This window comes from Brevefilum fermentans (assembly GCF_900184705.1).
Taxonomy (GTDB): Bacteria; Chloroflexota; Anaerolineae; order Anaerolineales; family Anaerolineaceae; genus Brevifilum; species Brevifilum fermentans.
In genome coordinates this window covers 962,489-986,365 of the sequence record NZ_LT859958.1, presented here as the reverse complement: position 1 = coordinate 986,365, position 23,877 = coordinate 962,489, and the positions used below count along the sequence as shown (strand labels likewise).

The 23,877-nt window shown below is 49.1% G+C and carries 20 protein-coding genes and 1 CRISPR repeat array; of the genes, 7 read left to right on the top strand and 13 right to left on the bottom strand.

The window, feature by feature from the left end; all coding sequences use genetic code 11:
* Positions 1-200 precede the first annotated feature (200 nt).
* The 3 genes from CFX1CAM_RS11310 to CFX1CAM_RS04385 all read left to right on the top strand — a co-directional run bounded on the left by CFX1CAM_RS11310 (position 201) and on the right by CFX1CAM_RS04385 (position 5,270).
* On the top strand, positions 201-1,091 hold the full coding sequence (locus tag CFX1CAM_RS11310; RefSeq protein WP_157891692.1) for a hypothetical protein: 891 nt from the start codon (positions 201-203) through the stop codon (positions 1,089-1,091).
* A complete protein-coding gene (locus tag CFX1CAM_RS11305) occupies positions 1,052-3,262 on the top strand; it encodes a hypothetical protein (RefSeq protein WP_157891691.1) in 2,211 nt (736 codons plus the stop codon). The genes CFX1CAM_RS11310 and CFX1CAM_RS11305 overlap by 40 nt, the downstream gene beginning before the upstream one ends.
* A 373-nt stretch (positions 3,263-3,635) precedes the next feature.
* Positions 3,636-5,270, top strand: a complete 1,635-nt coding sequence (locus CFX1CAM_RS04385; protein WP_157891690.1) for a WD40 repeat domain-containing protein — start codon at positions 3,636-3,638, stop codon at positions 5,268-5,270.
* A gap of 73 nt (positions 5,271-5,343) precedes the next feature.
* Here CFX1CAM_RS04385 and CFX1CAM_RS04380 read toward each other — a convergent pair whose 3' ends face one another.
* The 3 genes from CFX1CAM_RS04380 to CFX1CAM_RS04370 form a co-directional block, all read right to left on the bottom strand.
* A complete protein-coding gene (locus CFX1CAM_RS04380) occupies positions 5,344-5,844 on the bottom strand; it encodes a DUF3592 domain-containing protein (protein WP_087861842.1) in 501 nt (166 codons plus the stop codon).
* A 905-nt stretch (positions 5,845-6,749) separates the two neighbouring features.
* Positions 6,750-7,325: a CRISPR direct-repeat array (repeat unit 37 nt; unit sequence GGTGAAATACACAATGAGCCCTTCGGGGCATTGAAAC).
* Between the two features lie 1,035 nt (positions 7,326-8,360).
* Positions 8,361-9,815, bottom strand: a complete 1,455-nt coding sequence (locus CFX1CAM_RS04375; protein WP_087861841.1) for a leucyl aminopeptidase — start codon at positions 9,813-9,815, stop codon at positions 8,361-8,363.
* 291 nt (positions 9,816-10,106) lie between these two features.
* On the bottom strand, positions 10,107-10,538 hold the full coding sequence (locus CFX1CAM_RS04370) for a hypothetical protein (protein ID WP_157891689.1): 432 nt from the start codon (positions 10,536-10,538) through the stop codon (positions 10,107-10,109).
* Positions 10,539-10,797: 259 nt separating this feature from the next.
* Between CFX1CAM_RS04370 and CFX1CAM_RS04365 the strand changes: the two genes are divergently transcribed.
* Positions 10,798-12,591 (top strand): ArnT family glycosyltransferase, encoded by a 1,794-nt coding sequence (locus CFX1CAM_RS04365; protein ID WP_157891688.1) that lies wholly within the window; start codon positions 10,798-10,800, stop codon positions 12,589-12,591.
* A gap of 83 nt (positions 12,592-12,674) precedes the next feature.
* Here CFX1CAM_RS04365 and CFX1CAM_RS04360 read toward each other — a convergent pair whose 3' ends face one another.
* On the bottom strand, positions 12,675-13,571 hold the full coding sequence (locus tag CFX1CAM_RS04360; protein ID WP_087861838.1) for an alpha/beta hydrolase: 897 nt from the start codon (positions 13,569-13,571) through the stop codon (positions 12,675-12,677).
* A 29-nt stretch (positions 13,572-13,600) separates the two neighbouring features.
* Entirely contained in the window at positions 13,601-14,608 is a 1,008-nt protein-coding gene (gene add / locus CFX1CAM_RS04355) for an adenosine deaminase (RefSeq protein WP_087861837.1), read from the bottom strand.
* A 259-nt stretch (positions 14,609-14,867) separates the two neighbouring features.
* On the opposite strand from add, the gene CFX1CAM_RS04350 reads away from it, so the two are divergent.
* From CFX1CAM_RS04350 to CFX1CAM_RS04340, 3 genes are read left to right on the top strand one after another with little or no spacing between them, the layout of a single operon-like run.
* A complete protein-coding gene (locus tag CFX1CAM_RS04350; RefSeq protein WP_087861836.1) occupies positions 14,868-15,251 on the top strand; it encodes a cupin domain-containing protein in 384 nt (127 codons plus the stop codon).
* Positions 15,251-16,123 carry an SMP-30/gluconolactonase/LRE family protein gene (locus CFX1CAM_RS04345; RefSeq protein ID WP_087861835.1) on the top strand — a complete coding sequence of 291 codons (873 nt, stop codon included), beginning with the start codon at positions 15,251-15,253 and terminating at the stop codon, positions 16,121-16,123. The genes CFX1CAM_RS04350 and CFX1CAM_RS04345 overlap by 1 nt, the downstream gene beginning before the upstream one ends.
* A gap of 23 nt (positions 16,124-16,146) precedes the next feature.
* The gene (locus CFX1CAM_RS04340; protein ID WP_087861834.1) at positions 16,147-17,109 is read left to right on the top strand and encodes a sugar phosphate isomerase/epimerase family protein; all 963 of its coding nucleotides are present in this window, start codon (positions 16,147-16,149) and stop codon (positions 17,107-17,109) included.
* A gap of 91 nt (positions 17,110-17,200) precedes the next feature.
* On the opposite strand, the gene gndA is transcribed toward CFX1CAM_RS04340, so the two are convergent.
* The 8 genes from gndA to rpmH all read right to left on the bottom strand — a co-directional run bounded on the left by gndA (position 17,201) and on the right by rpmH (position 23,831).
* Positions 17,201-18,607 (bottom strand): NADP-dependent phosphogluconate dehydrogenase, encoded by a 1,407-nt coding sequence (gene gndA / locus CFX1CAM_RS04335; protein WP_087861833.1) that lies wholly within the window; start codon positions 18,605-18,607, stop codon positions 17,201-17,203.
* Between the two features lie 152 nt (positions 18,608-18,759).
* On the bottom strand, positions 18,760-20,070 hold the full coding sequence (locus tag CFX1CAM_RS04330; RefSeq protein WP_087861832.1) for a thymidine phosphorylase: 1,311 nt from the start codon (positions 20,068-20,070) through the stop codon (positions 18,760-18,762).
* A 101-nt stretch (positions 20,071-20,171) separates the two neighbouring features.
* A complete protein-coding gene (gene jag / locus CFX1CAM_RS04325) occupies positions 20,172-20,906 on the bottom strand; it encodes an RNA-binding cell elongation regulator Jag/EloR (RefSeq protein ID WP_087861831.1) in 735 nt (244 codons plus the stop codon).
* 51 nt (positions 20,907-20,957) lie between these two features.
* Positions 20,958-21,869 carry a YidC/Oxa1 family membrane protein insertase gene (locus CFX1CAM_RS04320; RefSeq protein WP_087861830.1) on the bottom strand — a complete coding sequence of 304 codons (912 nt, stop codon included), beginning with the start codon at positions 21,867-21,869 and terminating at the stop codon, positions 20,958-20,960.
* A 12-nt stretch (positions 21,870-21,881) separates the two neighbouring features.
* On the bottom strand, positions 21,882-22,943 hold the full coding sequence (locus CFX1CAM_RS04315; protein WP_087861829.1) for an outer membrane protein assembly factor BamB family protein: 1,062 nt from the start codon (positions 22,941-22,943) through the stop codon (positions 21,882-21,884).
* A gap of 23 nt (positions 22,944-22,966) precedes the next feature.
* Entirely contained in the window at positions 22,967-23,197 is a 231-nt protein-coding gene (gene yidD / locus CFX1CAM_RS04310) for a membrane protein insertion efficiency factor YidD (RefSeq protein ID WP_173745455.1), read from the bottom strand.
* Positions 23,198-23,256: 59 nt separating this feature from the next.
* Complete coding sequence (rnpA, locus tag CFX1CAM_RS04305) at positions 23,257-23,604, bottom strand: ribonuclease P protein component (protein ID WP_157891687.1); 348 nt, start codon at positions 23,602-23,604, stop codon at positions 23,257-23,259.
* Between the two features lie 56 nt (positions 23,605-23,660).
* Positions 23,661-23,831 (bottom strand): 50S ribosomal protein L34, encoded by a 171-nt coding sequence (gene rpmH, locus CFX1CAM_RS04300; protein WP_087861827.1) that lies wholly within the window; start codon positions 23,829-23,831, stop codon positions 23,661-23,663.
* Between the last annotated feature and the right edge of the window lie 46 nt (positions 23,832-23,877).

The following is a 23,877-nucleotide window of genomic DNA, read 5'->3' as shown; positions in this document are numbered from 1 at the left end:
ACGTTTTTGCCCTATCGGGTCCACCCGAAAAACGTTTACCCGGCATATACACGGTTGAATCGGTCGCCGATGTTTTCCATGATAAGAATTTCAGTAATAATCGCATCAGCTATAGTTATACCGACTTAGACCTTGGAGGCTGGCATGGCTCTTCTGGGGACGATGACGAGCCAGACAAACCGCAGATTGATATCAGCACGTTGCCTATCATCGACATCCCCGGGGAAGGTGTGTATAACTATACCATCCCGGATGATGCACCCGGGATGATGTTTCGTTTGAATGTGCCCGAAGATGTTAATAATGTCATTTTACGTCAAAGTTGCTCATCAGGTGGATGTTTGGATACCTACGTCAATCCTGGAAGTATTCCAGTGCCGGAATTTCCTCGCTATTCTAGGACATACACATGCGAAATTTTTTCTCAAAGTTATAGTGCCAGTGAATGTTATTTAATAAACACCTATCCAGAGCCGTATTATATATTTGTTCCTTCACCAAGCAATGATAGTTGGATGTTGCCCACTTTCTCGAAAAGTTTTAGCCTGGAAGTGGAATACAGGACCAAAGCCAGCGTAACTGCGACGGCGAGCATCCGACAAACCAAACAGGCAGAATATACCCAAACCCAGCAGGCAAAAATCCGCACTTTTACGGAAGTCGAACCCAATGACACCAAGCAAACAGCCAATGAATGGGATATGATCGAACCCTTTTCGGGTCAATTAACCCGAGGGGATGAGGATTATATTGGGGTGACCTTTAGCGAGCCCGGGATCTACACCTTTGGGATCACAGAGGTTTCTCCTGAAACAAAGGTCTTTCTTGGTTTGGTTTCCCGACACGGAGGTTTTGTTGAAGAGGCAACATCTCAGAATGTGGGCGAAGGGGTCAGCCTGACCTTCGATGCCTCAGCAGGTGAACAATTTTATTTCAAGGTACGGGCAACTCTTTACAACACAGGTGAGGATGGTACTTATTACACCCTTGAACTGCTGGATGTTGTCCCGGACCCCTTTGAACCCAACGATCAAATAGCCGATGCCACCGATTGGGATATCAGTCAGGTGAGGGGTACTTCTGGGAAATAGCCGAATTCAATGATCAACGGGCGGATTATTATCGCTTTACAGCTCCGGTTACCACAGAGGGCAGCGCAGTGACCTTCCAGGTGTCCAATCCAAGCCCGGACATCAGCATCTGCATGTCACTGAGAGATCAAAGGGGAAGCACCGTTTTTACGCCACCCTGTTTTGAAAAAGGCGCCGACGCCTCTCTGGTTTATCTTTTGGTGCCCGGTCAGGAATATTACATCAAATTATACGGAAGAGATTTAACGACTTCTTTACAACCCTATCGCTTGAGCGCAACATATATTGGGGACGGGAACGGGACCGGTTTGAGCGAGGTTGAACCCAATGATGATAAACAGAACGCCAATCCCTGGGACATGCAGGAACCCTTCACAGGCGCCTTGTTAAAATCCTCCGACAAGGATTATATCCAGATTGATATCCCGACACCCGGGATCTATACATTTTCTATAACAGATGTTTCTCCTAATTTAAAGGTGGGGTTATCCCTGGTAGGTCGCACAGGTTTACTTCACAGTGTGCAAGCCCTTACCAAAGGACAGGGGGTGTCGCTGACCATGGATGGGTCGGCAGGGGAGCAGTATTGGCTGAAAGTTCACGCGCTCCAATGGGCATCGGACGGGTCTTTTTATCGACTCGCATTGACGGACTTTATTCCAGACCTTGGTGAACCCAATGATAAGAAAGCAGAAGCCACCTATTGGGAGATTGACGAAGGGCCGATCCAGGGTTATTTTTGGGAAAAAACCCATTGGAGCATGTACCAGGCAGATTACTTCAAGTTTGTGGCGCCCCTGACAGAGGGTGGGAACCCGGTGACCTTCCAGGTTGCGAATCCAGGGTCGGACATCAGCGTCTGCATGAACTTGCTCGACCGTACCGGCGGGCATCTTCTTTCCGGTGAATGCTCACCAGAAGGTGAGGACGCCTTCCTGACCTCTGCATTAACGGCTGGCATGGAATATTACCTCAAATTATTCACGGCCGATAATAAAGCATCTTTGCAGCCGTATACCCTCTCCATTGCATACACTCCGGGTGAGGCGGATGAACTGGATGAAACCAGCCGCTTGATCCGCCTACATGGATTTGTCCACCGGCAATGGGGACTGCTGCCCTTGCCGATTACGAACGTTTCCATTTATGCCCACATCAGCGGGCAGCCTGCTTTTCTATTGGGTACAACCAATTGGCTGGGAACCTATTCGAGCAAAGTCATGCTGGCTGACGGACAGCAGGTTACCCTATGGGTGGAGTTGCCAGGGACGAATTTTTCGCCAGAAGAGGATACATTCATCGTCGAGGCTGGGCTCCGCCATCACCGCTCTGTCTTTTCTGTCATTGGCGGGCAGCTGGTTGAACAAACACCCACGCCGCCACCTGAACCGACGAACACGCCGGAACCGCCGTTTGAAATGCCTACGGATACCGTGACACCTGAGCCTTTGGAAGAACAGGAGCCCACGGATACACCAACTGCGACCCTGACATCCACAGCAACAATCACCCCAAATCCGACCTTTACCGCAACGCTCACGCCAACGCCAACGGATACGCCCCAACCGCCAACATCTCAACAGACGTTGATTATTGGCACGGTGTGGCGGTTGTTTGAGGCCTCCGGTCCAGTAGGTGTGGGCATGGCTGAAGTGATCCTGTCCATTAATGGGGTTGATCAGCCAACCGTTCTCAGTCGAATTGATGGGCTGTATCTGATGGATGTGGAGGGCATCCAACCCGGGGACGTCCTCCGGTTGCGAGCCCAAGCACCGCAGGATGATTTTGAACCGCTTTATTATGAATGGCAGGCTGAGGAAGGGGTTAACCGCTGGGAATACGATTTTTATTCCTACTGGGACGAGATCACCCCACCCAGCACCCACGACCAGAACCGCATATGGGGCACGGTGTGGGATCAGTTTGGTGATGATGTCTCCGGCCTGTATCTCAACCTGCAAATGGGCACCTCGAATGCGATCCAGCGCATCGGACCGACGGATGAGAATGGCTATTTTGAAGCTATGGTCACCCTGCCCGACCGGGTCATGGTCACAGTGTGGGTTGATGCACCGGGTTTTGTACCTTCCAAGTTGATGTTCTTTCACCCATACGAGCCGGAAGACCGTGAGCTGATTTTCTGGAAATTCCGCGGTGTAAACCTTCAGTAAGCCTGTGCGGAAAGAATCATCTCCGCTGCTTTCGGTCAACTGTGGCGGCAGTCCGAGTCAGGAGCGTCCGGCACCGGGGTTGTTTCCCCATGATGGGAGGTTGTTTTCAAAATCAACCTTCCAGGATTTCGAACGGACAGGCGGAGGCGTTTGCCTGAATGTTAAGATCAATAATTGATACTGATCGGTTTTATTCTTGTCTTACAGCGCTTGTTTGTCCCTGCTGCGTTTGGATTTTTGGGTGTATCGATCAGAAAAACGACCGGGAGTGTCAATCAGAAGCGGTGCTTGAATAAAACCTTTGATCCTCTGTGTGGTTGAAATAGGTTTTGCTCATCCTATGGTCAAAAAATGTAAAAAAGGAAATCCCTCGATGAAATACAGAAGAATTTGCCCTCTTTTGATCTTAATAATCTCCACGCTGGCTTGTAATCTTAGCTCAGGTGGAAACCACCTGCGCGATCTGGGAGGGGGTGACGAGCCATTGCCCTCGGATGTTGATATTGGCGTGCCTTTGCCGCCGAACGAGGATTTTGGGGTGTTGTGTTTTATTGAATTTGAAGATTCGATCGCTGCCAGTGCCCCGGCTTTTGATGTCTTCTACAGTCGGGACGGCGGCTTGACTTGGGAGCAAGAGGGGTTTGATGAAGGCGGGGCATCCGGATCTTTATGCAACCCGGGTTACGATTTGCCAAAGGAGCTGTGGGTTCCACCGAATGGGATGGAACGCTATCGCTTCAATCCAGGTGAAACCATTGAGATTTCAGTGGACAAAGGGCAGAGCTGGCAGGTTGCTTACGATCTGAGCCAAATCCAGTGGGAACCTGCCAGCACTCCTGCTGAGGATCGCCAGGTAATCGTCCGTCCCGGACCTTTGGATGCGATGATTGATCCATACAGCGGGAATTTACTCCTGGCGATGGGACATGCGGGTGTATTATTGCGCTTGCCATCCGGGGAGTGGCGTTGGGTCAAAGCAGGACAGTACGCCAATGAAGCCGCCCTGAATGATTCAGACGAAACCAGCCGGGATGATCTGCATGTTGACATCCAAATCCCGGCGTTCGTGAAGGTCTCCCCGGAAATTGAGGTTGACACGGAGACCAATTTTGTTGATGCAATGGCATTTTCTCCCGATGGTGCGGTTTTAACCGTCAGCGGATTTGATGGGGGCGTCAAACTCTATGATTTCATCCAATCCGATCGCTTGTATTGGCATACTTTTGGTAAGGAAGATCGAAATTGGCGATTGTATGGTCTATCCTATTCGCCAGACGGGGATACGCTGGTCACCTGTGGCACCAATGTGGATCAGACCCTGATGATCTGGGATGTCCAAAGCTGGGAATTGATCAAATCATATAAGGGATTTCAAACCAGTACGCTTGATACGGGTGCGCATGCGGGTCGCCAGTACCTTGCCATTGCTTTTGGGGCGGATCCACAAAATAAGGATCAGGTCAAGTTGTTTCGATTGCCGGAAGGCGATGAGCTTAATATTTTCAGCAGCCAGCAGGGGTCTGTCACCAGCCTCTTTTTTATTCCCGAAACGCCGCTATTGGCGGTGGCGCGTGACACAGGTTCATTGGAGGTATGGGACATTGAAAAAGGTGAGACAATGCCCTTCTCGCCAACGACTGCCGTGGCGTTAGGATATCATTCTTCCAAAGACCTCCTGATGGGTTTGCGACCGGACGGATTGTTAACAGCATGGGATATGTCCACAGGCAATTTAGCCTGGCAATTGGCTTTACAAATCCCGCACGGTTGGCGTGTCAACACAGGTGTTTTTTCTGATGATGGTCGGCGGGTTGCCGTGGGTATGCATAACGGACCATTGCTGGTTTTTGACAGTAGTAGAGGAGAGTTGTACAGTCGCCAGTGGATCAAAGATGGGGGCACATTACAGAAACTGGCTTTTTCTCCTGATGGTCAGTGGCTGGCTGCGGGTTTTACGACCGGCAAGGTCAGGATCTGGCGGGTTGATCATTTAATGCACCAGGACTGATCCCATAATTGGCGCGAGCTTTGAAAATGGGTTCAGCCTGTAAGCAATTTTCTTCTTGCCTGGCCTTTGAAGCTTAGAGGCTTTTCAGCCAGATGATACCCATTACCATTAAAGACAAAAAGCAACAAGAAATTCCCAGGAGGATGATCCCGATCACCAAACCCACTGCGGTTCGATGGGCTGCTTGCTGCAATACGGCTTCATGGGGCTTTTCAGGATTGTAATATACGCTGACTTCTTGATCCACAGGGTACGCAACCAGAAATTCAGCAGCTTTCTGGTGTGTATTAAATTCGATATCGCCGCCGAAGACAACCCGTTTACCATCATAAATCATCCCGCCAACTTCATAAGCATAGCGAATGACGGGGAGGTAGGTGGTGCCGTCTTCTTCATCCTCCATTGTCGTTATTGTGGATTCGGTGATGATACCTTTTGTTACTGGCCAGGATTGACTTTGCAGGGCTTTGCGTTTGCTACGCTGGGCATGGATGATTAAAAAAATGCCCAACCCCATCGGAAGCACAATGGACCCTACAAATAGATAAGCCGCCCAGTTACCGAACATTTCCATCTCTCAGTCCTCCGATCTTTTGGTATGGTGTATCGAATAAACGTCCAGCCTTTCACGATCATCCAGGCAGGAAAACCACGCTGCGTTTGTTGCTATTGCAATTTGACCCAAAATGATTTTTTGAGTTGCTTGTTCAATCAATCTTTGCTAATCAGGATCGTCTCTTCCAATGATTCGGGGTGGATTTAAATAGATCAGGAATAATGATAATTGTATTATACTATATGGTGGGATTTTCCCCATGTTTTCAGCGTATATCAGCATTTCACGAAAAATGAATTTTACGTTGAAATACAAAATGGCGCTTTCGGGGCATAGTATAGCTGATCCCACTTCGCGCAGCATTCCCTGTGCCCTGCAAGAGCATTGGACCGTCTGCGCTTCAGGGACTGCGAAGCGGGCAGCGGGTCATGCCTGAGTTGCAATTTGGCACGCGTTGAATAAAGCCCTCGGTGGTCAAAAGCGTTATTGACTGGATTCAACCTGACCGGTGAAGAAATGACCAAGATGAAGATAGGGGTTGCAAAACGAATTCACCCCAAAAGCAGATCATATGCGGTATGATCGATTGTGTAAAACATGCAAAAGTAAAACGGAAGTGATTGGTCGGGTTGAGGTTTTGAATGAAAAGGATGTGATCGTTGTTTAATTTAAAACACGTTTTTTCAAAAATTCCGGGCAACAGGGGGGGTCGTGTAGGAATTCGAGATGCCCGGAAAAATATCGCCTTAGCCCCCATATATAGTGCTACAAAAATTCTTAAACCCCAATATATGGGGTTTTATTTAAATAATTTCCGGGCGAAACGGGGTTTTTTAGCAAAACCAAATTGCCCGGAATGCATCAATTTCGCAAGATATGGGGAAAATTTTAAAAAATATGGTATAATATCGGTAGATGTTGCAGGTGAAATACACAATGAGCCCTTCGGGGCATTGAAACAGGACCATTTATCAAAGGGGACACCTTCTCGCTTTAGCGGTGAAATACACAATGAGCCCTTCGGGGCATTGAAACGTATATGCCATTTCGATTAATGTATGTGCCTTGCTAATCGGTGAAATACACAATGAGCCCTTCGGGGCATTGAAACATCGACAGTAAAGGGGCTTGATCCACTAAACTCTTAGGTGAAATACACAATGAGCCCTTCGGGGCATTGAAACTGTTTTGGTATAGGATTTGGATTGATTTCCACTCTCCCGTGGTGAAATACACAATGAGCCCTTCGGGGCATTGAAACGTTGCCGAGCAAGCGATTCAAAAGCCTGAATGTATTGGTGAAATACACAATGAGCCCTTCGGGGCATTGAAACGGGGTGCGCGCCAAACTTCTTCCTGAGTGCATATAACATGACACTCAGTGGTGAAATACACAATGAGCCCTTCGGGGCATTGAAACGTTGTAATTACTCCTTGCCAATAACCTTTGCCGTGTTCTTCTGGTGAAATACACAATGAGCCCTTCGGGGCATGTTATAGCTCATAGCTCAAAGCTCAAAGCTGAAAGCTAATCCCACTCACTGCGTTCGGGGACTGCAAAGCTGGTCTCACTTCTCGAAGCACTCCATATACCATGAAAGGGCATTGGAGCGTCTTCGCTCGGGGACTGCGAGACTGAAGTCTGATTCCGCTTGCACCGTTTCAGAGATCGTCTAGCTGACAGCGCAATAATTCGTCCTATCAAATGTTTGTCCGTAAAGAAAAAACCGAAAAGTATATTAAACCCCCGGTCTTCGGTCCTCGGTCTTCGGTCACTTTCAACTTTGACCATCTGTTATGATAAAGGCAGCCCTTCGGGGCATGGTATAGCTCATAGCTCATAGCTCAAAGCTAATCCCACTCACTGCGTTCGGGGACTGCAAAGCTGGTCCCACTTCGCGAAGCACTCCATATACCATGAAAGGGCATTGGAGCGTCTTCGCTCGGGGACTGCGAGACTGAAGTCTGATTCCGCTTGCACCGTTTCAGAGATCGTGTAGCTGACAGCGCAATAATTCGTCCTATCAAATGTTTGTCCGTAAAGAAAAAACCGAAAAGTATATTAAACCCCCGGTCTTCGGTCCTCGGTCTTCGGTCACTTTCAACTTTGACCATCTGTTATGATAAAGGCAGCCCTTCGGGGCATGGTATAGCTCATAGCTCAAAGCTCAAAGCTCAAAGCTAAAGGCTGAAGTCTGATTCCGCTTGCACCGTTTCAGAGATCGTGTAGCTGACAGCACAATAATTCTCCCTAATGACTGTTTATCTGTATGGAAAAAGGTGAAATGAATTTAAAATCCCCCGGTCTTCGGTCTTATAAATTCTGTTTTAATAAAGGCAACTCTTCGGAGCATTAATACTCATCGATCCCCCATTCGCCGTCATTCAACCCGCTTACATTTATATTAAGCGGGTCAATTTTTTAAAAACTAACGCCCAATTTTTTCAATTCGACGAATTCTTCAGATCAAAATTCAGCGCCAAAGCAATTTTTGGTCAGGGATGAGTCGCCATCCCTGACCAAAACAAATGAATTATCGATATTCCTTTAACAATTCCACCATCATGCGCACGCCCACACCGGTGGCGCCTTTGTGATGATAAGCTTTGATCGGGTTTTCCATCCAGGCTGTGGCAGCGATGTCCAGGTGAGCAAAAGGAAAGTCACCCACAAAGGCTGCCAGGAAAGCTGCTGCAGTGATCGATCCTCCAGCCCGTCCCGCAGTATTTTTCACATCAGCAACATCGCTTTTCACCATCTCCCGATATTCTGGCCACATGGGCAATTGCCAGACGCGCTCCCCGCTCTTTTCGCCCGCGGCTTTAATTTTTTCCGCCAACGCCTGGTCAGTTGCCATCAAGCCAGTGGCATGTTGGCCAAGGGCAATCATAATGGCACCGGTCAGCGTAGCAAAATCGATAATTGCATCCGGATTGTAGCGCTGGGCATAATACAACGCATCCGCCAGGACGACTCGGCCTTCTGCATCCGTATTCAATATTTCCATGGTTTTCCCACTTAAAGATTTAACGATATCACCAGGTCGTGTGGCGTTTGACCCGGGCATATTTTCAGCAGAAGCGATTAGCCCCACCAGGTGAATTGGCAATTTCAATCGTGCAACCGCTTCCATGGTGCCCAGTACCGTTGCTGAACCGCTCATATCGCACTTCATGGCAACCATTCCATCAGCAGGTTTAATGTCCAAACCACCAGAATCAAACGAGATTCCTTTTCCAACCAGCGCTATCGTAGGCACATTTTCAGAAGGCTCTCCGTACTCCAGGATGATAAATCGGGGTTCATTGGCAGACGCTTTTCCAACTGCAATAATCCCACCAAAACCCTGCTCTTTCAATTCTTGCAATCCCAACACGGTCGCTTTAATCCCGTGGCGTTCGCCCAACGTCAAAGCTTCATCGCCAATGCGGGCTGGAGTTATCTCAGCCGCCGGCTTGTTAACCAGGTTTCTTGCCAGGATGACCCCGGCAGAAATCGCCTGCCCTTCAGAAACGCCTTTTTCAGCTTCGTCGATATTCTTACAAATAAGTATCGCTTCCTTCACTTCGAAGGTATCTTCTTCCTTTAAATCGGTCTTGTAATCCAGAAAGCGATAGCTACCCAGAACCGCGCCTTCGACAATCGCCTGGGCAAGGACTGGTTCATCCACATCGGTCTCACCAAACATGGCAAACGAAACCCGTTCTGCTTTGAGCCGGATGGTTTCTTTGATGGCGATGGCTGCTGCATTTCGAAAGGTATCAGCAGTAACTTCATTTGATTCACCCAGTCCCACCAGCAATACCCGGGACGGCAAAACGGCATTTCGGGTATACAACAACAGTGTCTGCTTGGGTTTTCCCGAAAAATCATCAGCCAAAAACAATTCTGACAGTTTTTCAGGCAATTCTGCCTTCTCATCAGCAAAGACAACTGCAAGGTCAACCTGTTCCTTTAATACATCGCCGGTTTTGACATTAAATCTCATTTTTTCGCACTCCTTTTTTCGGATTGATAAGTTCATCACAATCATTCTACAACGAAACCTGGATTAATTGGCTTGTGTTTGATATTTCAATGTCAAAAAACTGTGCCATTGTCAAAAGAGCCAACACAGTGCGACGAGCTCATAATAAAGACTTGCATGAGCTGTTGAGCCACTTTAAATAAACTTCTGAAATTAAGGTTTTTATCCCCGCTTGCCAATTATTCAGAGAATTATCAGGTTTAATGATTTATTCGTTTACCAGCCTTAAAAACAAACCCTTGGGTTATCCCCCTACCCTAATTCAATCTTTTCAATTTCGTGCAACAAAGCCTGCTTGTCACTTTCTAACAGCTTCATGATATCAAATACTTTATCAGAAAATCCCGCAATAGCGTAAACATTTCTTTCGGGAAATTGCAGCGTCCCGTAACCCTGTAAATCGAAGGAAAACACAACCGGGTCAGCATTTGTCCGTTCCTTGTATGCGTTGAACGCTTTTGTAGGGGTATGATAACCTATCCAACCCTGCATGTCAGAAAAAATGATGATGCGATCATAAGTTCTGTTCGCGGTTTTAAATATCGAGTGGAAATTTGTTCCGCCCATTGTAGCCAATGACCGAATTCTCGCTGCAATCGTGGCTGTACTGTCAGCCGGATTTAAACTGATGTATTTTGCCTGATTAGAGAACGACATGAAATCAGCATCATTTGTTTTATACATGGCAGACGCAAATAAGGAACCGATTTCAAGCGGTCGTCCCTCCATCGGTTTGGCTATGCGAAATGATCGAACTAGCCTCTCTCGACCTGTCGTTGTTTTTTATGCTTCAGGAAGGTAAAATCCTGACTATCAAAACTACCGAGCAAACCGCAATTGTCACCCGTTTCTTTGTCCTCATTAAAGCCTCAAGGAATTCCCCTAAAACGCCAACAATGCTCTATTGCAACCAATAAACTCAAACATTGAATACAACACGCTGATGATTAAAAAAACAACCACAATAAATTATATTTGTATTTTGATCCTGTTCGTCCTGGTCGCCCTTTCTGCCCTGTTTTTCTATCCCTATGCTATGGAAGTCCCACACCGTGATTCTGGGATTTACCTGTATCTCGGTCAGGAATTGCTGGAAGGGAAAACCATTTACAGCGAAGTTTGGGAGCACAAACCACCGTTCATTTTCTATGTCAATGCTTTGGGCTTGCTCCTGGGGGGCGGATCAGGATGGGGTGTTTGGGGCATTGAAGTCCTCTTCTTGTTCACAACCGTTTTATTAAGTTTTCTAACCCTGCGCCACAAGATCAAACCCATTGCCAGTTTATTGCTGATCATCGCAACTTATATGGCGTCATATCAATATATGAGCGGCAATTTCACAGAAGAATATGCCCTGGTGCTCCAGGCTGCCATCCTGTTCATTTTCCTTTCTCAACATTTTAAAAGCCATGAGCTGAGAAATTACTTCATCATCGGGACCCTATCGGGCATCGCTTTCAACATCAAACAGACTTATATTGATGTCACCATTGCCATCGGCTTACTGCTGATCATCGAGATGATCGTTGATAAAAAATGGGCTAACATCAAATCCATGGCGTCAATCGGCGTGGGATTCTTGATCCCCAATCTGATCACTGTTTTAAGCATGGCGATCAATCATGCCGTGCGCGAATGGTGGGATGCCGCCTTCATTTACAACTTTGCATATTCTGACATTGGACCTTTTGAACGCGTCAATGCGTTGATCGATATTTTTCAGGTCAACTCAAAATACCCATTGTTCATCTTTCTCTTCCTGACCTGGGTTGGCGCATCTCTCGCCTTTCTGTATCAAGCTTTTCCCCTCATCACACACTTTTTTCATACACGCAAGGGGAAAATCTTTTTGTTCACACTCACGGGCTTCTTCTTCGTCTTGCTGGGGATCGGTCAATTCATGGGAACACAGCCAGGGCTGGGGATAATTGAGACCGTTGTGCTTTCTTTCGCCGTGCTAAGCCTGATCCTTTCGCTATTATTTGCTTTTGTTTTAAAGCCTAAGAACCATCAAGTGCGGAAGCCAATCCGTCTGACCCCATGGGACACCCTGAACGATCAAAAAATCTTCTCCATTCACGATCCCCTGTTAATTGGGGTGTTTCACTTTCCGATTGTGCTGTTCCTCGCCACCGCCTCCGGGCGGAATTATCCCCATTATTTTATACCTTTATATGCAACTGCATTTCTATTGTTTTCTGGGGTTTACCTGATCACGCAAAATGTCGATTGGAAATTAAGTAAAACGCGTATAGCGAACATTATTTTCATCGCGTTGTTTATCATCGGTATGATGCAGCCCGGTCAGCGGTTGTTACGTGGCTTGGGTGGTCCCTATACCTATCATCCTTATCGCGAACTGGTTCAATACATCGTAGACAATTCCAATGAAGATGACCAGGTGCTGGTGTGGGGATTGGAGACTTTGATCAACTACCTTTCCCATCGTTCATCACCATCACGGTTTTCATATGTCGATTCTTTGTATTATCGATCGCCCTTACAAGCCGAATCGACAGCCATCATGCTTAACGACATCCTCGCCCACCCGCCAAAGTTTATTTTGGATATGCGAAACCCGCAGTACCCCTTTATCGATGGCGTCTCCAACGATGAGTGTCTCGCAATGGTTCCAGCAGATGGCACGGATTTAGAAAAGATCATCCATTTCACCTGTAAGAATTATCAACATATCGACCGTGTCAATGGGGTTGAGATTTACAAACGAATCGATTGATCCTTTCAGGAAATAAAGCCGCTCCTTGGAATCAAAAACAGCAGCAGATTAATTTGAAATATCGCCCGTCAGGGAAGGTGCGCTTAACCATTCCAGTGTTCTTTCAAAAATGGGATCATCGCCTCAAGGTAAGCCTCGGGCTGATCACGAAACAGCTCCGCATGGTCGCAGTCTTCAAACAAAACCAGCCTGGCTTCCGGGACCGCGTCCTTCAACTCCTGGGCTTGCGAGCAATCCACCATCTTGTCCTGCCTTGAATGCAGGATCAATATCGGTCGCGGCAGAACGCGCGCCAGCTCTTCAACAGGTTTCACGTTCCTCAAATCAAAACCGATCAGCACGCGCCACATCAAAAATACCCCGGGCAGGAAGAACATCGGCAGCCCGCTTTCCACTTTCCAGTTGGGCTCGATCAACGCGTTGATATCGGCAAAAGTGCTTTCAACGACCACAACACCCATCGCAGGCTCTTCGGCAGCCGCACCGATCACCGCTGCACCTCCCAGGGAGATCCCCAACGCGCCGATCCGCCCCGGCGCAAACCCTTGCCCGAGCAAGAAATCCACCGCCCCCAACACATCCCGCCGCTCCTGAGCGCCAAAAGTATAGCGTTTCCCCTCGCTCTCGCCGTGCCCGCGCAGGTCGATCATCAGCACACCCATCCCCGCTTTGTGGAGCTCCGCTGCCAATGCGGACAAATTGCCCGAGATGGCATTTTGTTTGCTGGCATTGCGCCCGTGTACCAGGATCATCACCCTTTCGGCGTCTGGATTAGGGAGATACCAGCCTGCAATTTGCAATGGTTCACCCCGCGCCTTGAATTGCACGCTTTCATATTCCACGCCGTAGCGTCCCGGGTTTTGATCATACTGGGGGTGATCGCCGATCTTCGTCAGCGTCAACGCGGCAACTGACCCAACCACCAGGTAGATCATAATGATCGCCGACAGCGCAACCAAAACCCAAATTAATGTCGTCATTGTTTACCTGTTATTGATATTAATGCCGCTCAGCCAGCCTGCGCCTTTTTCTTCAACAACGCCTGTTTCTCAGCCGCCGATAAGAAAGCGACTTCGACGGCATTGATCTGAGCCTTGCGTGTGTCCGCTGAGGTCAAGCCAGCTGCCGGCGCCGCGATCTCAAACTCATCTCGCAGCGTCACCGGGCTGATGCCGGGGTCATCGGTGTTGATGGTCGCCAGCAAACCGGCGTCCAGCCATGTTTTCAACGGGTGCTGTGCGTAACTGGCGACTGTGTTGGTATGCCAGTTGCTGGTCAGATTGGCCTCAATACCAATCCGATGCTCGAGCATGTAATCGACCAGCGAGGGGTCATCCATGATGCACACCGCATGCCCGATGCGCACTGCTCCCAAATCCCTGATCGAACGCCAGACGCTTTCAGTCCCGGCGGATTCGCCGGCATGCACGGTGAATCCCCAGCTTGCAGCGCGCGCCTTCTTGAAATGAGGAGTAAACCACTCCGCTGGAAAGTTGGCTTCATCCCCCGCAAGGTCCAGCCCGACGATGTCATCTCTGTAAGCCAGCAATGCGTCCAGTTCCTGGTAGCCAATCTCCACGCCATACGTGCGGCTGATGATGCCGATCAGGTTCACCCGGATATCACCCAGCGTTTCTACCGCAGCTCTGACCCCGTCCACCACCGCGCCCACCACCCCAACCGGGTCAAGGCCATGCGGCTCAGCCATAAACCAGGGGCTGAACCGTAGCTCAATATAGTCGATCCCTTCTTCACGGGCATCCAGCACGTTTTCATACGCCACCCGGCGGCAGGCATCCTCATCTGCAAAGATCGATATCATCCAGGTGAACCTTTGAAAATACGCCATGATGTCAGTTTCTGGTTCACTGACCTGTATGTAAGGACGTAAATCTGCCAGGTTGTCGGCGGGTAGAGGTAAGTTGTGCTGCTGCGCCAGTTCAAGGATGGTGGCCAGGCGCACATTGCCATCCAGGTGGCGGTGAAGGTCAATTAGAGGTAAATCGGCGTGGATCATGGTCATCCTTTTTATCTAATTTATTTGGCTCGATCAGAGATATTATATTACAGATTATATTTCTTTCCGTGTCCAATAAGGGCTTAGAATGCATAAAAGCCTGATCTCCTTTTTATCAGCGTGTTTCACGCTCATCCAATGAACCCCCGAGGATAAGATAAATCAGGTCGTGATTTGCCAAATCACCTGAAAAATCACACTCCATAAAAAAGTGGCATTATAATTCTTACCAGAACACAAACAGCCAAGGAGAGTGTCGATGTCTACAATTCACCGCTTTTTAGGCGACACCACCACGCAGGACTACACCTGGGAGGGGGTTGAACCGCTTGAAATCCACACCGAAGAAGTCAGGCAAGTCCTGAAACACGTTCTGGTCGGCCCGGATGACGGCGCGCCAAATTTCGTCATCCGCTATTTTCACGTTCCGATCGGAGATAACACCTTCTACGACAAGCACCCACACGAACACGGGATCGTGATCCTGCATGGGAAGGCCAGGGTGCAAATCAACCAGGAGTATTATGAACTGGGTCCGTTGGATGCCATCTTTATTGCAGGCAATGATATCCATCAGCTCGTCAACATCGGTGATTCACCGCTGGGTTTCCTGTGTGTGATCACCCGCCAGGCGGAATATTGATGAAATCCATCACCGCTGAACTGCTGTTCGATACTGGCAACACCCTGGGTGAAGGTCCCCTGTGGCACCCGGAAAAATCCTGCCTGTATTGGGTCGATATCGAAGCTCAATTTCTATACCGCAGTGACACCGCACTCAATTCCTACACCCGCACCTCGTTTGATACGCCCATCGGCGCGTTTTGCTTCACAAAAGAAGGCGGGTTTCTACTGGCTACCGGTCAGGGTTTTTTAGCCTGGGATGGACTGAATACTCAGCCAATCTGGAATCCCCTGCCGCCACGAAGCAATGTGCGCCTGAACGACGGTAAAGTCGACCCCGCTGGGCGGTTCTGGGCTGGCAGTATCGACACTGAGCAGTCCCAGGCGGAATTATATCGCCTGGACCCTGATGGCGCTCAACACACTCTGCTCAAAAATCTCGGCATTGCCAATGGCCTGGATTGGAGCCCCGACCGGAAAACAATGTACTTCACGGATTCCAGCCAGTACACCATCTTCAGTTTTGATTACTACCTGGAGACCGGCGCCATTGGAAATCAGCGCCCCTTCCTTCAACTGCCCCGAACCAGCGCTGAGATCGTCCCCGATGGTCTGTGCGTGGATGCAGAGGGCTGCCTGTGGAGCGCTCATTGGAATGGCTGGCAGGTCGTTCGTTACAGCCCCGCCGGCGTGCCCCTGCTTACCATCAGACTGCCCGCCCAACGCGTGACTTCCTGCTGTTTTGGTGGTGAGCGCAAAGACCTGCTGTTTATCACCACTGCACGCACCGGTCTCACGCAATCAGCCCTGCACAAGCAGCCTCACGCTGGTGGTGTATTTGTGGTACACACTGAAACGACCGGTCAGAACACACATTTCTTTGGATCATAACACTTAAAAAGGAGGTTTTGAACATGCACATTGGCGTATTAACAGCCCTGTACCAGGATCTGCCCTTTATAGAAGTCCTCGATAAGGTCAAGGCCATGGGCGTAACCGCAGTCGAGATTGGCACCGGCGCTTTTGCTGCCAGCGCTCACATTGACCTGGCGCGCTTGTTGACAGAAAAACCAGCCCGAGAGGCTTACCTCGACGAAATTCACCAGCGCGGGATGTTCATCAGCGCCCTCAGCTGCCATGGCAATCCCCTTCACCCTGACCCAGCCATTGCGGACCATGCGGATGATCTCTTCAGAAAAACCGTTCACCTGGCGCAATTGATGGCCGTGCCGGTAGTGAATACCTTCTCCGGGCTGCCCGCTGGATGTGAGGGCGACCGCACGCCCAATTGGGTCACCTGCCCCTGGCCGCCGGAATTCCTTGAAATTCTCGATTACCAGTGGAACCGGGTCGCCATCCCCTACTGGAAGGATGCAGCAGCCTTTGCCGCCGACCACGGCGTCAAGATTGGCATTGAGATTCATCCCGGTATGTTGATTTACAACGTGGAAACCCTGTTGCGCATGCGTTCAGAAGTCGGACCAGCCCTGGGCGCCAATCTCGATCCCAGCCACCTGGTCTGGAACGGCGTGGAGCTGGTGGCAGCCATTCGCGCCCTCGGCGAGGCCATACATCACGTCCATGGGAAAGATTGTTATGTCGATCCCCTCAATGTGGCTGTCAACGGTTGCAACGACCACAAACCCTACCACCACATCCTGGATCGCTCCTGGACTTTTCGCACCATTGGCTATGGACACGATTTAAAATTCTGGAAAGACTTCGTCAGTGCGCTGCGCCTGGTCGGGTATGATTACGTGATCTCGATTGAACATGAGGATGCCCTGATGTCCAATGACGAAGGCTTGGTTAAAGCAATCACCTTGTTGAAAGAAGCCATGATATTCGATCCCCCCGGTGAAATGTTCTGGGCATAAGCCGAGTTTAACGCTCTACTCAGCTTATGCCCATCAGGTGGCTGAAAAATCATATGACCAATTGATGGTCAAAAAATGGAGCGAGGGTCAACTACCAGTCGGTATGAAATGAGCCCTCTTTGTCCAGGCGGCGATAAGTGTGCGCACCAAAATAATCACGCTGTGCCTGGATTAAATTAGCTGGCAAACGCTCGGTGCGGTAGGCATCAAAATAAGCCAGCGCCGAGCTGAGCGCATATACCGGGATTCCCAATTTAATTCCGTTGATAATCACGTGGCGCAAGTCTCCCTGCCGGCTGACGACTGCTTCTCTGAAGTCGTCATCCAGCAGCAGGTTGACCAACCCCGGATCACGGTCGAAAGCTTTCATGATATCATCCAGCAAATCTGCCCGGATAATACAACCTGCCCGCCAGATTTTTGCAATCATCTGCATGTCGAGATCATAATCATATTCTTCCGAAGCCACATGCAGCAAACCGAAGCCCTGTGCGTAGGCAAGAATAATGCCCGCATACAAAGCATTTTTAATGGCGGCAATCATTGCCTCCCGGTCACCTGAAAATTTTTCTGATGGACCATCAATTAATGCCTGAGCCACTGTGCGCTGGCTTTTCATACCAGAGATAATCCGGCTGGTCACTGCTGCGTTGATGGTATGTGTCGGAGCACCCAAATCAAATGCATTTTGGGAGGTCCACTTTCCGGTTCCCTTTTGCTGGGCTTCGTCCACGATTAAATCCACCAGCGGTTTGCCCGTTTCGGGGTCTACTTTTTCAAAGATCTTGTAGGTGATCTCCACCAGGTAAGACGCCAGCTCGCCTGCGTCCCACTCTTTGAACAGCTCGCTCAATTCCATCGTTGAAAGGCCCAGGCCCCGGTTCAGCAGGTCATAAACTTCGGCAATCATCTGCATAATCGCATATTCAATCCCATTATGCACAGTTTTGACGTAGTGACCGGCACCGCGCGGCCCGATGTAGTCCACACAGGGTTCTCCATCATATGCCTTTGCAGCAGCCGCTGTGAACATATCCTTAAGGGCTGCCCACGCATCTACGCTGCCCCCCGGCATAATGCTGGGACCATGTAAAGCACCCTCTTCTCCGCCCGAGACGCCCGTACCAATAAATAAAAACCCTTCTTTTTCCAGCTCAACCGTGCGCCGTTCGGTGTCCTCGAAATATGAGTTTCCACCATCAATTAGAATATCCCCGGGTTCAAGATGGGGTTTAAGCGCCGCAATGACTGCATCCACTGCAGGCCCAGCCTTGACCATCAACATGATCCGGCGCGGCTTTTCCAGGCTGTCCGCCAACTCAACATAGCTGTAGGTGCCAATAATGCCCTGATCGGCGGGCAAACCGGCGACAAATTGCCGGGTGACTGACTCGGTGCGGTTAAACACCGCCACAGGATAGCCGTTATTGGCAATATTCAACGCCAGGTTCTGACCCATGACGCCCAAACCAACAATTGCAAATTTTGCTTTTTCCATTGTTCCTCCAATAAACGTGTTAGATTGAAAAAAGTGCCAGCAGATTCGCCAGGCTCTTTTTTATTGACTGCAAAGATTTTGTTCCATCCGGGTTAATCATCATCCCTTCATCCCTTCTGGCGCCAAAAGGGATTGCCCTTCAACAAATGACGCTAATCAGAGCTCACCAACCCATAGAATAATGGAAGTGGAGCCTTGGGCTGATCCGCAATGACGCTTGCAGCAGATAATTGCTCTGCTGCCAGATTCAGCGTTGTTTCATCCCGCGCGTGGACCAAGAATAACGGCTGACCGACCTCCACGTAATCGCCAACTTTGACCAGGACAGAAATCCCCACCGCAAGATCGATTTCTTCACCTTTTTTTGATCTTCCGGCGCCCAGAAGTACCGCTGCTTCTCCAACCAGCCTTGCGTTTACCTCGTGGAGATACCCGTTTACCGGCGCTGTAATCATCGATTCAATCGGCGCTTGAGGTAGTTTCTCCGGGTGATCCACATAGCTAACATCCCCGCCCTGAACGTCGACCAGCCGTCGGAGATATTCCAACCCCTGTCCTGTCATCAAAGCCTCCTGGGCCATTGCTCTGGCTTTTTCAATGGTCTCAGCTCGTTTTCCCAACACCAACATTTGACTGGAAATTTCCAGGCAATGCGCCCAAAAATCCGCCGGACCTTCACCTCGCAGGGTTAGAATCGCCTCTTTCATTTCCAGCGCATTGCCCACAGCTTGCCCCAGCGGCTGATTCATGTCTGAAAGCACCGCAGCAACGTCTCTGCCGCTCAAATCTCCGATCGATACCATCAACGCAGCCAGCTCCCGGGCTTCATCCAGTGTTTTCATAAAGGCGCCATGACCCACTTTCACGTCAAGAACGATCGCCTGGGCACCTGCGGCAATTTTTTTACTCATAATCGAAGAAGCAATCAATGGGATTGACTGCACAGTTCCGGTTACATCCCTCAACGCGTAAAATTTTCCATCGGCTGGTGCCAGATCAAGACTTTGCCCGGACAAAACCATCCCCAGAGTACCCAGTTGATGTAGAAACTCATCCTTGCTCAAGTTTGTTCGGAACCCGGGTATCGATTCGAGCTTGTCCAGTGTGCCTCCGCTGAAACCCAAACCATGACCGGACATCTTACCTACCGGCAACCCACATGCTCTCACCAGTGGAACCACTACAATCGAAGTTTTGTCGCCAACACCACCAGACGAATGCTTATCGACGGCAATATCAACCACGTGGCTTAAGTCCAGTTTTTCACCTGAATTTGCCATGGCGAGAGTCAGGAAAGTGGTTTCTTCGGCAGTCATTCCTTTCAACAGCACTGCCATTGCCCAGGCAGCAGCCTGGTAATCAGGGATCTCGCCGTTCGTATACCCCCTGACGAAGTATTCAATCTCTTGCCTCGAAAGTTCGATACCATCGCGCTTTTTTTCGATGATATCTACGGCTCGCATTAGCACCTCCGGAATGTTTTCCAAAATCAATTTTAAGTCGAACAGGTAGACGTTCTTCTACCCACACAGCCTTCCAGTATGTGATGTTCGAAAAATCCAGGTCATCTTTTAAGCCTGACCACAACCTTTCGTTTCGGATCTTCACCATCACTTTCTGTTTCAACCTCAGGATGATCCCGCAATTCAATATGAACGATTCTGCGCTCATTGGGGGGCATCGGTTCCAGGGCTTGTTGTCGCCCGGTGCTGACAACCTGATCGGCAATCCTCCGGGCTAATTTCCTCAGTTCATCGGCTCGTCGTCGACGATATTTCTGAACATCGATTTGCAATGGAATCCAGCGGCCCACTTCCCGGCTCACAATTAAACTGGTGATGAACTGCAGCGCGTTGATCGTCTCTGCTTTCCTGCCAATTAAAAAGCTGAGATCGGCGCCTTCAATATCAATCAAGACAGGTTGAATCCTGTTTGCATCAGATTCGCCCATGCGTACCGAAACATTAGCCTTGACGCGCATCTTCTCCAGGATGATTTGGATGGTCTCCCTGGCAATGATCACTTCTTCTGGTTCATCAATTGGTGTGACCGCATCGTTTTGAGTTGAAAGACCTGGTTCATCCGCAGACGCATCCAATGCTGCTTCAAAAAACTGAGGTTTAACCTTCAAAACAACCCTCGCCTGTCGGGTGCCAAGGCCCAACAGGCCCTTTTTCCCCTCATCCAATATCTCAACATCAATATCAGCCTGTGTTAGCCCCAGTATTTGTAAACCTTTTTCAATCGCTTCTTCAACAGAAGGCGCAATCACTTCCAGCTTAGTTCTTTCTTCTGACATAAATTCTGCTCCCTTTACACACTTTCTCAGGGCCGATGAAAAATATAATTCTTACTTCTTTCTGCGATCGTACCGTTGCTTTTGCGGTTTGGTCATACGTTTTCCCGTCGCCTGTGTTGTTTTTGCATGTGACGGTTTTTGGGGGACCTCTTCAGGCACCACGTCAACGACTTGCACCGGTGTTTTTCCCTGGATCGGGTCAGTTTCTTTACCCTTCAAGAAGGGCAAAATATTCTTCCAGTTAGCCCTACCAAGGATTGAATACTGGGCAATTCCGATCAAATTGCTCGCCAAGAAATAGAGCGCCAAGCCAGAGGCAAGCGAATAAGCCATAAAGCCCATCAACAAGGGCATATAAATATTCATAGATTTGGTCATCATCTCAGCCTGTCCACCGTTGGATGACGGGGGTTCAATTAGCTTCGTTTGCAAGAAAGTGGTGATCACCACTAAAATAGCCAGGACAGGAATTCCAAATCCAAACACGGTCAACCGTTCAGGCTGTCCTAAGTCCATCCACAAAAACCGGTTCTGCAATGGTAAAACGGCCACCGGGTTGATAAATCCAGGATAAATACTTTGTGCGAGACGAAAAAGTTCAACAGGCGAAGCAGCCATCGCCCTCACCACGCTCTGGTACAAACCCAGGATAAGCGGGAACTGGATCAGCGTCGGTAAGCATGACCCCAGCGGGTTGATGCCTAATTCTTTATAAAGCTTCATCTGCTCCTGAGACAACCGCTCTTTATCGTCCTTGTATTTCTCCATTATTTTTTTATAGCGTGGATCGTTTTGAAGTTGCTGCATTCCCTGGGTTGCCTTAAATTGTTTAACGGTCAAAGGGTGCGTGATTAATCGAACCAGGAGCGTGAACAGGATAATTGAGATGCCAAAATTACCAACCAGTGAGTTGATTAACAACAAGACATTCAAAAAAGGTTGAATAACAATTGTTTCCCACATAAATTTTTTCCTCTATTTCTTAGGGGTAACTGACCATTTTTGTGCACCGGACTGGACATCAAAAGCATAAATCATGTTGTCTCCGTCAACTGCAGCCACCATCAGGTAATCATCGCTGGCAACCGGCCTTTGAAAAACATTGCCCGAGATTCTTGCTTCCCATCGGGTCGAGCCATCAAATTCCAGCACCTTAAGGTTGCCTTTCTCAGTGACCAGGGCAATCCCGTCGGGCAATGCTATCAAACCGCCAATCACCGGTTCGCCTATTTCCACACGGCTTTTCTCAGCGCCGCTTAATGGGTCGAGAATGTATAGGAATCCGCCGGTATCTGCAAAATACAACTTGTTGTCAGCCAGAATTGCCTGCCCCCAAATACTGTTCTGTGCGGTGAAGGACCAGGCCAGTTGTCCATCGGTTGTTTTGAGCGCAACAAAATCACTGCCCATAGAGCCCACGAAAAGTGTGCCGGCATCTTCGCTTAGAACCGGACTGGCGACAACAGCGCCAGCCATCTCCTTCGCCCAAAGCTGTTTCCCATCTGTTGAGATTGCATAGACAAACCTGTCCATAGAGCTGAGGTAAACCGCGTCCGGGCCAATTTGTGGCTGTGACCAGATGAAATGCTGGGTTTCAAATACCCACTGTAAGTTTCCCTGTAAATCGAGAGCGTAAAGATTGCCATCATTGTTGGGAGCAAAGACCATCCCATGTCCTTCGTTCGCCTGACCTATAAAATAGCCATTAGCGCCAGTGAAAGTCCATACTGAATTGCCGTTACTGCGATCAATTTTGTGGAATGTTTTTGCAACATCACCTACAAAGACATTGTCGTCGACCACCAGGGGCTGTGCAAAAAACAACACCGTGTTTTTCGATTCTTCAGGATAAGTCCATTCCACCGTGCCAGAATTTGCCTTCAGAGCATAGAGGGAATTGCCGTATGCGACAAAAGCCTGGTCTCCCGAAAGTTCCAGCCCCGGGGTCCCGGATACCCTGGGCCCGGGCGCACAGGCGCTCAGGACGAAGGTCAGTCCAACCAGCATTCCAATTATTAAAATGTGAGGTTTTTTCATTTACTTTTCTCTTCTCACTTTCGTTATGGTACCGGGTCAAAGCCACCCGGGTTATAAGGGTTACAACGGGCAATCCGCTTTAGCGCCATCCAGCCGCCCTTGAAAGCCCCATACTTGAATATTGCCTGGTAACTATAATGTGAACACGTGGGATAAAACCGGCAAGTATCAGCCGGGAGTGCCGGGGAGATGAAAATTTGATATCCTCGGATCAAAATTAATAAGACCCACCTGGGGAATGTGAGAATATTCAAAGGCAAGTCTCTCAATTTAGGGCTGTGGATAGAATTCTCGGTTTGACTTTGTCGTTTAGTCAATTTATTTCGTCTTTCAACAAACCCGCGTCCCGTGCCAGGTCTCTCAGTCCAGTGACAATCAAAGCGTAATTAACCGTTAGAATGGGTTTTCTAGCAATCAACACCATGTCAAACCCCTGATCAAATTCCGATACAAGGCTTTGAATGGCAGACCTTAACCGCCGCTTAGCAAAATTCCTCTGGACGGCTCCGCCGAGAGAGCGTCCGGCGATGATTGCGATACGGTTCTGTTTCAATTGATTTGGCAGAAAGCCTAACACTAAGTTCGTGTTTGCCAGGGTCTGTCCATCCTGGCGCACACGGTTAATCTCATCGTTACGGGTTAATCTTAACCTGCGCTGCACCGATCGTCCTATTCAACGTGGACCAGTAAGCATGTGTCAAAACAATCTCTGGTGTCTTACCAGCGGACCTTTTTTACGTGGTTATTGGCTTTCTTCGCCAGTTCTTGCCGTCCCTTTGCTCGACGTCGCTTCAGAACGTTCTGTCCGCCTTTGGTTTGCATTCGTTTCCGAAACCCATGCACACGAACGCGGCGGCGACGTTTCGGTTGATATGTTCGCTTTGGCATTCTTACGGAGTCCTTTCTTGCTTATTTTCTTGCCTTTTTTCTCAAC